General features: G+C 64.7%; 13 protein-coding genes. 5 read left to right on the top strand and 8 right to left on the bottom strand.

From position 1 onward, the window contains the following. Positions 1-14 precede the first annotated feature (14 nt). Together ubiG and ACNJX8_RS40470 are read left to right on the top strand one after the other, a co-directional pair. Positions 15-788: a bifunctional 2-polyprenyl-6-hydroxyphenol methylase/3-demethylubiquinol 3-O-methyltransferase UbiG gene (gene ubiG, locus ACNJX8_RS40475; RefSeq protein WP_164934773.1), complete on the top strand. Its 774-nt coding sequence runs from the start codon at positions 15-17 to the stop codon at positions 786-788. A gap of 188 nt (positions 789-976) precedes the next feature. Further along, a complete protein-coding gene (locus ACNJX8_RS40470) occupies positions 977-1,876 on the top strand; it encodes an EamA family transporter (RefSeq protein ID WP_439359107.1) in 900 nt (299 codons plus the stop codon). Here ACNJX8_RS40470 and ACNJX8_RS40465 read toward each other — a convergent pair. From ACNJX8_RS40465 to ACNJX8_RS40450, 4 genes are read right to left on the bottom strand one after another with little or no spacing between them, the layout of a single operon-like run. Further along, on the bottom strand, positions 1,873-2,361 hold the full coding sequence (locus ACNJX8_RS40465) for a DUF1178 family protein (protein ID WP_439359106.1): 489 nt from the start codon (positions 2,359-2,361) through the stop codon (positions 1,873-1,875). The genes ACNJX8_RS40470 and ACNJX8_RS40465 overlap by 4 nt on opposite strands. Then, positions 2,358-3,236, bottom strand: a complete 879-nt coding sequence (locus tag ACNJX8_RS40460) for a carbon-nitrogen hydrolase family protein (protein WP_439359105.1) — start codon at positions 3,234-3,236, stop codon at positions 2,358-2,360. The genes ACNJX8_RS40465 and ACNJX8_RS40460 overlap by 4 nt, the downstream gene beginning before the upstream one ends. Next, on the bottom strand, positions 3,233-3,508 hold the full coding sequence (gene grxC, locus ACNJX8_RS40455) for a glutaredoxin 3 (protein WP_128940408.1): 276 nt from the start codon (positions 3,506-3,508) through the stop codon (positions 3,233-3,235). The genes ACNJX8_RS40460 and grxC overlap by 4 nt, the downstream gene beginning before the upstream one ends. A 47-nt stretch (positions 3,509-3,555) precedes the next feature. Continuing rightward, positions 3,556-4,353 (bottom strand): ComF family protein, encoded by a 798-nt coding sequence (locus ACNJX8_RS40450; RefSeq protein ID WP_439359104.1) that lies wholly within the window; start codon positions 4,351-4,353, stop codon positions 3,556-3,558. Between the two features lie 151 nt (positions 4,354-4,504). On the opposite strand from ACNJX8_RS40450, the gene ACNJX8_RS40445 reads away from it, so the two are divergent. Continuing rightward, positions 4,505-5,353 (top strand): methyltransferase domain-containing protein, encoded by an 849-nt coding sequence (locus ACNJX8_RS40445; RefSeq protein ID WP_439362039.1) that lies wholly within the window; start codon positions 4,505-4,507, stop codon positions 5,351-5,353. A gap of 38 nt (positions 5,354-5,391) precedes the next feature. Here the strand turns inward: ACNJX8_RS40445 and mutT are convergent, their stop codons facing one another. The 3 genes from mutT to ACNJX8_RS40430 all read right to left on the bottom strand — a co-directional run bounded on the left by mutT (position 5,392) and on the right by ACNJX8_RS40430 (position 8,075). Then, a complete protein-coding gene (mutT, locus tag ACNJX8_RS40440) occupies positions 5,392-5,802 on the bottom strand; it encodes an 8-oxo-dGTP diphosphatase MutT (RefSeq protein ID WP_091898958.1) in 411 nt (136 codons plus the stop codon). Positions 5,803-5,808: 6 nt separating this feature from the next. Further along, on the bottom strand, positions 5,809-7,050 hold the full coding sequence (gene argJ, locus ACNJX8_RS40435; RefSeq protein WP_439359103.1) for a bifunctional glutamate N-acetyltransferase/amino-acid acetyltransferase ArgJ: 1,242 nt from the start codon (positions 7,048-7,050) through the stop codon (positions 5,809-5,811). Between the two features lie 101 nt (positions 7,051-7,151). After that, a complete protein-coding gene (locus tag ACNJX8_RS40430; RefSeq protein WP_439359102.1) occupies positions 7,152-8,075 on the bottom strand; it encodes a peptidylprolyl isomerase in 924 nt (307 codons plus the stop codon). A 353-nt stretch (positions 8,076-8,428) separates the two neighbouring features. On the opposite strand from ACNJX8_RS40430, the gene secA reads away from it, so the two are divergent. Further along, complete coding sequence (secA, locus tag ACNJX8_RS40425) at positions 8,429-11,269, top strand: preprotein translocase subunit SecA (protein ID WP_439359101.1); 2,841 nt, start codon at positions 8,429-8,431, stop codon at positions 11,267-11,269. A gap of 521 nt (positions 11,270-11,790) precedes the next feature. On the opposite strand, the gene ACNJX8_RS40420 is transcribed toward secA, so the two are convergent. Continuing rightward, positions 11,791-12,234, bottom strand: a complete 444-nt coding sequence (locus ACNJX8_RS40420; RefSeq protein ID WP_128930249.1) for a MarR family winged helix-turn-helix transcriptional regulator — start codon at positions 12,232-12,234, stop codon at positions 11,791-11,793. A gap of 179 nt (positions 12,235-12,413) precedes the next feature. Here ACNJX8_RS40420 and ACNJX8_RS40415 point away from each other — a divergent pair, with 179 nt between their 5' ends. After that, positions 12,414-13,601: a substrate-binding domain-containing protein gene (locus tag ACNJX8_RS40415; RefSeq protein ID WP_439359100.1), complete on the top strand. Its 1,188-nt coding sequence runs from the start codon at positions 12,414-12,416 to the stop codon at positions 13,599-13,601. Positions 13,602-13,759: the final 158 nt, after the last annotated feature.

Genomic DNA, 13,759 nt, shown 5'->3' with positions numbered 1-13,759 from the left:
GACCGCGCGTAACCATGAGCATGCAGCAAAATACTTCCGCAACCGCCACCGCCCAGCCGGGTTCGACCGTCGACGCCGCGGAGATCGCGAAATTCTCAAAACTCTCGGCGGAGTGGTGGGACCCCAGGGGCAAGATGGCGCCGCTGCACCGGATCAATCCGCTGCGGCTTGGCTACATCCGTGACGCCGCCTGCCGCAAGTTCGAACGCAATGTGCGCAGCCTCAGCTGCCTCGGCGGCCTGCGCGTGCTCGACATCGGCTGCGGCGCCGGCCTGCTCTGCGAGCCGCTGTCGCGCTTGGGGGCGCAGGTCATCGGCATCGATCCTTCGGCGAGCAACATCGCCGCCGCGAAACTGCATGCCGACAAGAGCCATCTCGCGATCGACTACCGCTGCACCATCGTGGAAGAGATCGATCCGCGCGAGCGCTTCGACATCGTGCTGGCGATGGAAGTGATTGAGCACGTCACCGACGTCGGCGTCTTCCTGAAGCGCTGTGCGGCGATGCTGAAGCCGAACGGTCTGATGGTGGTCTCGACACTGAATCGGAATTGGAAGAGCTTCGCACTCGCCATCGTCGGCGCCGAATACGTCCTGCGCTGGCTGCCGCGCGGCACCCACGAGTGGAACAAGTTCGTCACTCCCGATGAGCTCACAAAATACCTGCTCGACAACCGCCTCGTCATCACCGAGCAGACCGGCGTCGTCTACAGCCCATTCGCCGACAAATGGACCCTCTCCTCCGACATGGACGTGAACTACATGGTCGTGGCGGAAGGGATGGTGTGAGGGGTTGAGTAGGGGGCGCTGCGACACAAAAGCGGTGTCGTCCCGGCCCCTGTGCGCAATTGCGCACTAGGCCGGGACGACGGCGGAGCGTGTGGCGAAAGCATCGCTCCCATGACTTGCGCGTGATTGACCTGCTTCGCCGCTAGCGGCACGTTGCCGCAATCTTCCCTGCTCCCCATCCCACCCCCATGTTCACCATCGCCAGCCTCTGGATTCCCTTCACCATCATTGCCGCGCTCGGGCAAGTCGCGCGCAATGCGATGCAGCGGTCGCTGACGAAGCCGCTGGGGACGTGGGGCGCGACCAACATCCGCTTCCTGTTCGGCTTCCCGTTCTCGCTGCTGTTTCTCGCGGTGGTGCTGGTCGCCACCGGCGATCATGTCGGCATGCCGCCGATCGTGTTCTGGCCGTGGCTCTTGCTCGGCGCACTCAGCCAGATCGTCGCCACCGGGCTGATGCTGCTCGCCATGAACGACCGCTCCTTCGTGGTGACGACGGCCTACCTCAAGACCGAAGCGATCCAGACCGCGATCTTCGGCTTCGTCTTTCTCGGCGATCACCTGACCTGGCTGAAGGTGCTGGCGATCGTGATCGCGACCGTCGGCGTCGTCATCACGGCGCTCCGGCCCGGCGGCGAGAAAAGCTTTGCGGAATTGAAGCCGACCATCACGGGGCTCGTCGCCGCGGCGGCCTTCGCGCTCTCCGCGGTCGGCTTTCGCGGCGCCATCATCACGGTGCCGGGCGTGTCGTTCGTGACGGCTTCGTCGTTCACGCTGGTGCTCGGCCTGTTCGTGCAGACGCTGGTGCTGACGATCTATCTGCTCTGGCGCGCGCCAAACGTGTTGCGGGGTATCCTTGGAATGTGGCAGCCGTCGATGCTCGCGGGCTTCACGGGCGCCTTCGCCTCGCAGTTCTGGTTCCTGGCGTTCGCGCTCACGGCGGCCGCCAATGTCCGCACCCTCGCTTTGATCGAGGTGCTGTTCGCGCAAGCCGTGGCTTATTTCTCGTTCAAGCAGCCGATCGCGCCGCGCGAGCTTGCAGGCATAGCGTTGATCGTGGTTGGCGTGGCTGTGCTGGTAGGGGTTTAGTTCCGGTCTTCCGGCAGCACCGGCAACGGTGACACCTCGATGCCTTCGTCGATCAGCGACTTGGCTTCGTCAGGCGAGGCCTCGCCATAGATCGGACGGTGCTCCTTGTCGCCGTAGTGCATGGCACGGGCTTCGTTGGCAAAGCGCTCGCCGACATTGTCGGCGTTCTTGACGATGTGATCGCGCAGCTCCTTCAGCTTCGTGCGCAGCTCTTTCTCCTGCGCCATCAGCAGCGAGGTTGGTCCTGACGGCGCAGCCTCGGGCGCAGGCGTGGCGCTCGCCGTGGCCTCCGCTGGCGGCGTAGCGCGGCCGCGCCCCTGCTTGCCGACGATGCGCGGGGCCATGATCGCCTTGTCGACCTTGGCCGAGCCGCAGATCGGGCAGGTCACGAGCTTGCGCTTCACCTGTGAATCGTACGCGGACGAACTCTGAAACCAGCTTTCGAAAGCGTGGTTCCGGTCGCAGTGCAGTGCGTAGCGGATCATGCCGATCCCCGTACGAGATGCAGATGGTCCGGCCCGGCCTTGGCGTCGGCGACGCCGAAGCGGCGGCCGTGCTGGAGCGAGGGAATCGCCCGGCGCGCCGTCTCGACCTTGGCTGGGTCGACCTTGGCCATGATGATGCCGGGCTCGACGCCGCCCTCGGCGAGGATCTCGCCCCAGGGGTCGATGATCAGGGAGTGGCCGTAGGTCTCGCGCTTGTTCTCGTGCAGGCCAGCCTGCGCCGCGGCGAAGATGAAGCAGCCGGTCTCGATCGCGCGCGAACGCAGCAGCACGTGCCAATGCGCTTCCCCGGTCTTGCGGGTGAAGGCCGAGGGTACGGTGATGAAGGACGCGCCACTCTCGGCCAGCGCGCGGTAGAGCGCAGGGAAACGGACGTCATAGCAAATCGTCAGACCGACGCGGCCCCAGGGCAGGTCGGAGATCACGGCGGTCTCGCCCGGCTGGTAATTGGCGGATTCGCGATAGCTCTCGCCGTCCGGTAGCTCGATGTCGAACATGTGGATCTTGTCGTAGCTCGCGAGCACGTTGCCCTCGGGCCCGATCAGGAAGGAGCGGTTGACCGCCTTCTCAGGCGAGAATCGGAGCGCGAGCGAGCCGACATGGATGTGGATTCCGAGTTCCGCTGCGAGGGCCCGATATGCCTTCAGAGAGGTGTCGTCCTCTTCGCTCTGAAGATGCTCGAACAACGCCTTGCGGTTCAGCTGCATCATGTTGCTGACTTCGGGCGTCTGCACGTAGTCGGCGCCGTCCGCCGCCGCCTGCCGGATCAGCTTGGTAGCGTGCTCAAGACTCGGGCCGGGCATTAGGCCGGTGCGCATCTGCACCATGGCGGCGTTGAAGGTCCGATCCTCGCTCATGAGACGGCCTTGATACTGTTGAGCATGCCGTCGAGCTTGCCTTCGCGGTCGAGCGCGTAGAGCTCGTCGCAGCCTCCGACATGGGTTCCACCGATCCAGATCTGCGGAAACGTCGAGCCTTCGCCGGCGCGGCCGTACATGTCCTGGCGCCAGGACGGGTTCTTGGCAATGTCGAACTCGGTGAAGGTCGCCTTCTTGCGGCTCAACAGCGACTTGGCGGCGGAACAATAGCCGCAGCCCGGCCTCGTGTAGATCTCGATGGCAGCAGTCATCTCGTCTGGCGCTCTCATGTCATGAATTCGTTGAATTATATGGGACTTTACCGGGTCTCCACAACCCGGGCAAAGACCAGCACGTCGACCTGGGCGGCCTTGGCGCGCAGCAGGGCCCGCGCGCAGGCGTCCAGCGTGGCGCCCGATGTCAAGACATCGTCGACCAGGACGATGCGGCGGCCCTGAATCTCGGCCTGACGGTCGGGGGATACCTGGAACGCGCCCTGTACATTGGTGGCGCGCTGGGCCCGCGACAGGCCGATCTGTTGCTCGGTGGCACGCACCCGCCGCAACACCTCGCCCCGGACCTCGACGCCGCTCTGCCGCGCGATGATCCGCGCCAGCGCCCCGGACTGGTTGTAGCGGCGCCGCCAGGCTCGCCGCCAATGCAGGGGAACGGGGATCAGCATGTCTGCGCCAGAGAGCAGCTCGCCGCCGGCGCGCGCCATCCAGCGGCCCATGGCGGGCGCCAAGTCGGTGCGGTCCTGGTATTTCAGCGCATGCACCAGCGTGCGCGCGACGTCATCATAACGCACCGCGGCTCGCGCGCGCTGGTAGGCCGGCGGGCTCGCGATCGCCTCCATCGACAGCATGTCGGGACCGGGGTCATACACAAATGGAATGCCGAGCCGCGGGCAATAAGGTCGTTCAATGAACGACAGCCGCGCCCAGCAGGAAGCGCAAACGCCCTCGCCGTCAACCGGCTCATGGCAGGACACACACTGCGTCGGCAGTGCGATATCGAGGGCAAGCCGTGCCGCGCGCGACAGCACTTGGCGGCCAGCCGTCCACGCAGCACGCAGAGGGGCGGCGAAGGATCGGGCGGGGGCGGCTTCGGCTTCCATGCTGGGAAGCCTAGCGTTCCGTGCTTATCCGCTCAAGCCACGCTCTCGTGCCCCGGACGCAGCGCGGCGCCTTTTCGGCGGTGCGCTGCAGCGCGTCCGGGACACGAGAGAGGACATTGCAATAGCCGTCGTGATCGGCGTAACCAGCGGCATGGCTCAAGCTCCGCAATCCCCTCCCGCTTTGTTCGATCGCGCTTTGTTGCACGCGCGGCAGGGTCGCGCGCGGGCGCAAGGTCCGGTCGCCTTCCTGCTCGATCGTGTCGCCGAGGACATGTCCGACCGGCTGGCCGCGGTGATGCGGGAATTCCAGGCACCGGCCGATCTTTGGACGCCCGGCGAAGGGCTCGCAGGACTGCGCACGAGGCTACCTGCCATCGAGCACATCGCGCTCGATGCCGCGGGTTCGGAGAAGCTTCCCTTTGCACCCGAAAGCCTCGACCTGATCGTCTCCGCGCTGGCGCTGCAATTCGTCAACGACTTGCCGGGTGTGCTCGCGCAGGTGCGCCGCGCCTTGAAGCCGGACGGGTTGCTGCTCGCGGCCATGATCGGCGGCGACAGCCTGACCGAGCTGCGTCAGGCGTTTGCGGCCGCCGAAGCCGAATGTGAAGGCGGCGTGTCGCCGCGGGTCGCGCCGTTCGCGGACTTGCGCGATATCGGCGCGCTGTTGCAGCGGGCGGGCTTTGCGCTGCCGGTCACCGACGTCGACCGTGTCGTGGTGCGCTATGCCAATGCGTTTGCGCTGATGCAGGATCTCCGCCGCATGGGTGCTGCCAATGTGCTGATCGAACGGCGGCGCGTGCCGAGCCGTCGCGCGACGCTGCTGCGGATGGCCGAGATCTATGCCGAACGCTTCGCCGATGCCGACGGCCGCATCCGTGCGACGTTCGATATCATCTGGCTCTCCGGCTGGGCCCCGCATGCGAGCCAGCAGCAGCCGCTCAAGCCCGGCTCAGCCAAGGCGAGTCTGGCCGAGGCGGTGAAGAAGGCGGGGAAAGAGTGACGTGTGTCCCGGACGCAGCGCAGCGTCCGGGACACTGCTCACATCAACAAATCAATCAAATGCGGGATCAGCGGGATGTCCGCGGGCGGCATCGGGTAGTCGCGCAGTTTGTTGGCGCGGACCCAGGCGAGGTTTTGGCCTTCGCGCGCCGTGACCTGCCCCTCCCAGCGCCGGCAGATGTAGAGCGGCATCAACAGGTGGAAGGTCTCGTAGCCGTAGCTCGCAAAGGTCAGCGGGGCCAGGCACGGCTCGGCGACCGTGATGCCGAGCTCCTCATGGAGCTCGCGGATCAGGCTCTGCTCGGGCCGCTCGCCCAGCTCGAGCTTGCCGCCCGGGAATTCCCAGAGGCCGGCCAGCGCCTTGCCCTCGGGGCGTTGCGCGATCAGGACGCGCTTGTCGGCGTCGACCAGCGCGCAGGCCACCACCAATGTGAGCTTGAGATCGGCCATGCTGCCTTACGACCTGTAATCCCCGTTGATCGCGACATATTCCTTGGTTAGGTCGCAGGTCATGACGCGGTCGCGGCCCTTGCCGAGGCCGAGCGAGACCTTGATCGCGATCTCCGGCGCCTTCATCGCCTCCGACACCTGGGCTTCGTCATAGGACGGATCGCGCGCGCCGCTCTTGGCGACGCGGATACCGTTGAAGGAGATCGAGAGCTTGTCGCGATCGGCTGGCTCGCCGGCCTTGCCGACCGCCATCACGACGCGGCCCCAATTCGCGTCCTCGCCGGCGATCGCGGTCTTGACCAGCGGCGAGTTGGCGATCGACATCGCGATCTTGCGCGCCGAAGCCTTGGTCTTGGCGCCCTCGACGGTGATCTCGACCAGCTTGCGCGCGCCTTCGCCGTCGCGGGCCACCTGCTCGGACAAATTGGCGAGCACCTGGTTGAATGCCTTGACGAAGGCCTTCAGGCGCGGGTCGCTGGCGCGGCTGATCTTTGGCGCACCATGCGCGGCGGCGGCGCCCGTTGCGAAGGCGAGCAGCGTGTCAGAGGTCGAGGTGTCGCCGTCGATCGTCACCGCGTTGAAGGTGTCCTCGACGCCGCTCTTGAGCAGGGCTTGCAGCGCGGCGGGCGCGATCGGCGCGTCGGTGAAGATGAAGGACAGCATGGTCGCCATATCGGGCGCGATCATGCCGGCGCCCTTGGCCATGCCGTTGATGGTGACCTTGGCCTTGCCAAGCTTGACGGTCGCGGTCGCGACCTTCGGGAAGGTATCGGTGGTCATGATTGCCTTGGCCGCGGCGAGATAATCGCCGGGCTCGGCGGTCTCGGCGAGGCGGCCCAGCACGCCATCGAACTTGGTCGCGTCCAGCGGCTCGCCGATCACGCCGGTCGAGGCGAGGAAGATCTCGCTCTCGCTGCACCCGACGGCCCTGGCGGCGATCTTCGCGGTCAGTGCCGTCGATGCGCGGCCGGTCTTGCCGGTGAAGGCATTGGCGTTGCCGGAATTGACGACGAGGGCGCGGGCCTTGCCGCCCTTCAATTTGGCGCGGCACCATTCGACCGGCGCGGAGGGGCATTTCGACTTGGTGAAGACGCCGGCCACGGCCGTGCCCTTGTCCATCACCGCCAGCAGCACGTCGGTGCGGTTCTTGTAGCGGATGCCGGCCTCGGCGGTCGCAAGACGGACGCCCGCGATCACGGGCATGTCGGGAACGTGTTTCGGGGCGAGGGGAGAGACGGAGAAGGACATCGCGGGGCGCCTTGGTGGGTCTGGATATGCAGATGGCCGGGCATGTGCCCGGCCATTGCGACGTTAGATACTATTGGCGTCCGCGAAGTGACAGCGAATTCTTACTTCTTCGCAGGCGGCGCCATCTTGCTGTCGGACGGCTTGGCCGCATCGGCCGGCTTGGCGTCCTTTGCCGCATCCGCCGGCTGGTCCAGCCGCTCGACCTTGGCCTCGGCACGGAGCTTGGCGACGTACTCGGCCTGGGCCTTGCGGGTGACGTAGTTCTCGATCTGGGCCTTGACCTGCTCGAAGTCCGGCGCCTTGCGGTTGCGCTTTTCCTCGACCTTGATGACGTGCCAGCCGAACTGCGACTTCACGGGGTCGGAGATCTTGCCCGGCTCGAGCGCGAAGGCGATGGCTGAGAATTCCGGCACCATCTGCTCCTTGGTGAAGAAGCCGAGGTCGCCGCCGTCGGCGGAGCCCGGATCCTTGGATTTCTTCTTGGCGAGATCGGCGAAATCGGCGCCCTTGTCGAGCTCGGCCTTCACCGCCTTGGCCTCGTCCTCGGTCTCGACCAGGATGTGGCGGGCGCGCACCTCCTGCTCGCCGGTGATCTGCTTGGAGGCCTCCTCATAGACCTTCTTCATGGCGTCGGGGGTGGTGGCGGCCTTGCCCTCGCCCGCGAGCAGGCTGTCCATCAGAAGCCGGTTGCGGGCGAATGCCAGGCGCTTCCTGAACTCCTCGCTGTCGGCGACCTTCTTGTCCTCGGCAGCCTTGCTGACGATCTTCATGTCGATCAGGAACGACAGGACATTCTCGTCCTTGGTCGCCGGATCCATCTGGGCGAGGCTCGGTCCGAGTTCTTCCTCGGCCATGGCGACGTCGCTCTTCTTGATTTCCGCGCCATTGACCTTCGCCAGCACCGGATCGTCGGCGGCGCGGAGCGGCCCGGCGAACGCCAGGGACAGCGCCAGAGCGAGGCAGCCGGCCAGAGCGGACGCATGGCGGAAACGCTGGCCGGTGGTTACCGGGAACGAGGTGGTCATGGAAAATCCTTATGTTGAAGCAGGGGGCTGCTCGAGCGGGGCGGACACTCGCCCAATCAGGGGGGCTTGGCAACGCGAAAAGTCTGTCAAAATGATGAATTAGCCGCAATGCGGCCGCCGTTGACAAGGCTAGGGGCCGGCCATATCTCTGGCCGGTCGCGTCCATGGCGATGGCGTTTATTTTGCTGCGTTTTTGGCCGTTGAACCCAGACTTGCTCAATTCCCACCCATATGGCGGACGACCCCCGCAGTCCGGGCTGAAGGCGCCATCGGCGTCACGGTGAGTTGAATAGGCAGGCGGGTGACAACTTCTTGGCTGCAACGCGGTTAAATCGCGAACACAGGAACTAGGCATGATCGGCGCGCTCGCCCGCAAGTTTTTCGGCTCCGCCAACGACCGGCGGGTGAAGGGATATCAGTCCCGCGTCAACGCGATCAACGCGCTGGAGCCTGAAGTCTCGAAACTCTCCGACGAGGCGCTCAAGGCCCGCACCGCCGAGTTCAGGAAGCAGATCTCCGAAGGCAAGACCCTCGACGACCTCCTGGTGCCCGCCTTCGCCACGGTGCGCGAGGCGGCCAAACGCACGCTCGGCCAACGCCATTTCGACGTCCAGCTGATCGGCGGCATGGTGCTGCACGAGGGCGACATCGCCGAGATGAAGACCGGCGAAGGCAAGACGCTGGTGGCAACGCTCGCGGTCTACCTCAACGCGCTCGCCGGCAAGGGCGTCCACGTCGTCACCGTCAACGACTACCTCGCCCGCCGCGACTCCGGCTGGATGGGCCAGATCTATGGCTTCCTCGGCATGACCACCGGCGTGATCGTGCACGGCCTCGACGATGCCGAGCGCAAGGCGGCCTATGCCTGCGACATCACCTACGGCACCAACAACGAATACGGCTTCGACTATTTGCGCGACAACATGAAGTATCGGCTCGAGGACATGGTCCAGCGGCCGCACTTCTTCGCCATCGTCGACGAAGTCGACTCCATCCTGATCGACGAAGCGCGCACGCCGCTGATCATCTCCGGTCCGCTCGACGACCGCTCCGACTTCTACAACACCATCGACAGCTTCCTGCCCAAGCTCGACAAGACCGATTACGAGGTCGACGAGAAGCAGCGCACGGTGACGCTGACCGAAGCCGGCATGGAGAAGATCGAGACCCTGCTGCGCGATGCCGGCCAGCTCAAGGGCGAGTCGCTCTACGACGTCGAGAACGTCTCCGTCGTGCACCACATCAACCAGGCGCTGCGCGCCCACACCCTGTTCACGCGCGACAAGGACTACATCGTCCGCGACAACGAGGTCGTCATCATCGACGAGTTCACCGGCCGCATGATGCCGGGCCGCCGCTATTCGGAAGGCCTGCACCAGGCGCTGGAAGCCAAGGAGCACGTCCAGGTCCAGCCCGAGAACCAGACGCTGGCCTCGATCACCTTCCAGAACTACTTCCGCATGTACGAGAAGCTTGCGGGCATGACCGGCACGGCCGCGACCGAAGCGGACGAATTGTTCGACATCTACAAGCTCGAGGTCGTGGAGATCCCGACCAACCTGCCGATCGCGCGCCTCGACGAGGACGACGAGGTCTACCGCACCCAGCAGGAAAAATACGGCGCGATCCTCGCCGAGATCGAGCGTGCCAATTCGCGGCTCCAGCCGGTGCTGGTTGGCACGGCGTCGATCGAAAAGTCGGAAGTGCTCGCCGAATTCCTCAAGAAGAACGGCTACAAGCAGATCGACTTCGGCAAGGACAACGCGCTCGACAAGCTCTATGCCGCGGCCCGCGCCGGCAAGCCGGCAAAGCTGTTCGCGGTGCTGAACGCGCGCTTCCACGAGCAGGAGGCCTATATCGTCGCCGAAGCCGGTGTGCCCGGCGCAATCACGATCGCGACCAACATGGCCGGCCGCGGCACCGACATCAAGCTCGGCGGCTCGCTCGAGATGCGCATCCAGCAGGAGACCGCCAGCATTGAGGACGAGGCCGAGAAGGCCAAGAAGATCGAGCAGATCAAGGCCGATATCGCGCATTTCCGCGACATCGTGCTGAAGGCCGAGGAGACCGTCGAGATCGAGCCGGCGAAGGGGAGCAAGCCCGCCAAGGCCGTGAACAAGCCCGGCGGCCTCTACATCATCGGCTCCGAGCGGCATGAATCCCGCCGCATCGACAATCAGCTGCGCGGCCGTTCCGGCCGTCAGGGCGACCCCGGCCGGTCAAAGTTCTTCCTGTCGCTCGAAGACGACCTGATGCGCATCTTCGGCTCGGACCGTCTCGACAGCATGCTCCAGCGTCTCGGCCTGCAAGAGGGCGAGGCCATCATCCATCCCTGGATCAACAAGGCGCTCGAGAAGGCGCAGCAGAAGGTCGAGGCGCGCAACTTCGACATCCGCAAGAACCTCCTCAAGTTCGACAACGTCCAGAACGACCAGCGCAAGGTGATCTTCGATCAGCGCGTCGAGTTGATGAGGGACGAGAGCGTCGCCGAGACCATCGCCGACATGCGCCACGCCTTCATCGACGATCTCGTCGCCAAGCACGTGCCCGAGCACGCCTATGCCGAGCAGTGGGACGTCGCCGGGCTGAAGGATGAATTGAAGCGTGTGCTCGATCTCGACCTGCCGGTCGACGAATGGGCCAAGGAAGAGGGCATCGCCGACGAGGAGCTGCTGACCCGCATCGAGACCAAAGCCGACGAGCACATGGCGGCCAAGGTCGCGCAATGGGGTCCCGACGTGATGCGTTACGTCGAGAAGACCATTCTCTTGCAGACGCTCGATCATCTCTGGCGCGAGCATCTGATCATGCTGGACCATCTGCGTCAGGTCATCGGCCTGCGCGGCTACGGCCAGCGCGATCCGTTGCAGGAGTACAAGACCGAGGCCTTCAACCTCTTCCAGGAGATGAGCGCGCATCTGCGCGAGGCCGTAACGGCGCAGCTGATGCGGGTCGAGATCGTCCCGCCGGAGCAGGAGGCTCCCATCCTGCCGGCGATGGAGGCGCACAAGTTCGACCCGAACACCGGCGAAGACGAGATGGCCCTTGCCAGCGTCACGCTCGGCGCCCAGGCCACCGACGCCGCCAGTCGCGATCCCAAGAACCCGGCAAGCTGGGGCAAGGTCGGCCGCAACGAGGACTGCCCGTGCGGCTCGGGCAAGAAGTACAAGCACTGCCACGGCAAGTATGCGTAGGGCTTGAATGTATTTGTGAGGCGCGCCCGCGCCTCACTCTCCACAGTCGTCGCCCGGCTTGACCGGGCGACCGAGTCCGCCGCAGCCCCTCGGCTCAATCACAGCTTTCTCTGGAATACTGGATCGCCCGCGTCCGCGGGCGCTGACGCTACGTTGTGACGCGCGGCTTCTCCACATCGTCGTCCCGGCGAACGCCGGGACCCATACCGCGTGATTGATCGATGATGCGCAGTCGGCGTACCGAGCGAAGAATCGAAACCAACACCGTCCGCCAAACTAAATCCTGTGGTTATAGGTCCCGGCCCTCGCCGGGACGACAGCTTTTGTTTGGCCGGTCGTGTCGCAACTCACTCCATCGTCGTCCTGGCGAAAGCCAGGACCCATTACCCCAGGGAGAAGTCGTTACGCGAAGCTCGTCACCACGGTCTTCGCCAAACTGCGCCCTGTGGTAATGGGTCCTGGATCTGCGCTTCGCTTGTCCAGGACGACGTGAGTTGAGAGATCGCGTCTGATACGACAGCTCAATTCGAGCTGTCGATCAAGCTCTCCAAGAGCCGCTTCAATTCGCTGGTCGACTTGTCGCCGTAGCTCTCCAGGATGTGCTCCTCCTGGTCCACCGCGAGCGAATTGAGCTTCTTGCTCAGCACCTTGCCACGGTCGGAGATGAACATCAGCACCTTGCGGCGGTCGTTGGGGTCCTGCACGCGGTAGACCAACGTGTCGGAGACCATGCGGTCGATCATCTTGGTCAGCGTCGGATGGTTGAGCAGCACGGCATCGGCAAGCTCGCCCATCGAATGGCCGTTGCCATCCGACAGCACTTTCAAGATGCGCCATTGCTCGACCGGCACGCCCTCCTTGCTCAACCGCAGTTCGAGCTGCCGGTTGATTTCGCGGTTGGCTTGCGCGAGCAGGTAGGCGAGGTGTTCGGTGATCGGGGAGTTTTCTTTCGACGGTTTTGCCACGGCTAAGACTTCGTCTTGACCCAAATGAGTGAATGTCTTGCAATCAATGCTGCATCTATATGCACTTCAATTGTTGAATATTCAATATTTTCAAAATAGGATCATTGCCCAACAAAAGGGCGGAAGCCGCGGCCGCCTGCTCAATGTGCTTTCAGGTCTGGTCCCAGACAGGAGTTGGCGTGCGCGCGACGGTAAACTTCCCGGCTCACGGCGGCCCGGCGTTGCCGCCGTCCTTGCTGTTCAGGAATCTGTCGTCGTCATCGGCGGCTGATGGTGTCTTGTCGCCCAGGGATCACGCCTTTTTCCGGCGGCGCGGCGCGAACAAGCTGCGGGTCGGCGGCTTCATCTGCTGCACCGGCTCGCCCGGGGTCTGGGGCCCCTGTGCGACCAACAGTGCCAAGCTCGCCGTCGCCGAGATCAACAAGCGGGGCGGCATTCTCGGGCGCGAAATCGAGCTTTCCATTTACGACGCCGGCGGGCCGCTCGACGAGGTGCTGAACCGCGCCGAGCAGGCGATCGCATTCGACGAGGTCGATCTCATCGTCGGGCTGCACACCAGTGCGATCCGTGTCGGCTTGCGCGACGTCACCACGCGTCATCGCATCCCCTACATCTACACGCCGGTCTACGAGGGTGGCGAGCGCACGCCGGGCGTGATGGCGATCGGCGAGACGCCGCGCTGGCAGAGCCGGCCCTCGATCCACTGGCTCGCTGACGTCAAGAAGGCGTCGCGCTGGTACCTGATCGGCAGCGACTATGTCTGGCCCTGGCAGTCGCATCGCGCCGTGAAGAATTACATCAAGGAGACCGGCGGGCAGGTCGTCGGCGAGGAGTTCGTCCCCCTCGGCGAGGATAATCACGAGCCGCATCTGGCGCGCATCCGCGCCACGAGGCCCGATGTCGTGCTGATCTCGCTGATCGGCACCGACAGCATCACCTTTAACCGTGCCTTCGGCGAATGCGGGCTCGCCGCGACGACGCTGCGGCTCGCGGGCGCGATGGACGAGACGGTGCTGCTCGGCATCGGCGCCGACAACAGCGAGAACATGTTCTGCGCCTCCGGCTATTTCCCCGGCATCGGCTCGCGGGCCAACGACGACTTCCAGAGCCGCTATCGCACGATGTTCGGACCGAACGCTCCGCCGATCGGCTCGCTCGGCCAGTCCACTTACGAAGGCCTGCGTTTCCTCGAAGCCGTCGCGAACAAGGCAGGTTCGCTGTCCATGGCTCCCATGCTCGCGGCGGGGCGCAACGTCGTTTATGGCGGCGCGCGTGGCCCGGTCACCGTTCGCAACGGTCACGCCCGCATGCAGATGTATCTCGCCGAGGCTGACGGTCTCGACTTCAAGCTGATCAAGCCGGTCTGAGCGAGATTGTCCATCGGCCGACGCGGATCTTCGAAATAATACTTGAAAAGGAAAATATTTCCGTCTGTAATATCGAGGTGAAGCCGGTTGGCCCCGCGCTGTGCAGGCGCGGTGCCCATGCGGCTTCCATCTACGCCAGGGATCAAGAAGCCTTTGAG

This window comes from Bradyrhizobium sp. SPXBL-04 (assembly GCF_051853035.1).
In the GTDB taxonomy this organism is placed as follows: Bacteria; Pseudomonadota; Alphaproteobacteria; order Rhizobiales; family Xanthobacteraceae; genus Bradyrhizobium; species Bradyrhizobium zhanjiangense.
Note: the sequence above shows the minus strand (reverse complement) of the source record. Positions and strands in the feature narration are given on the sequence as shown.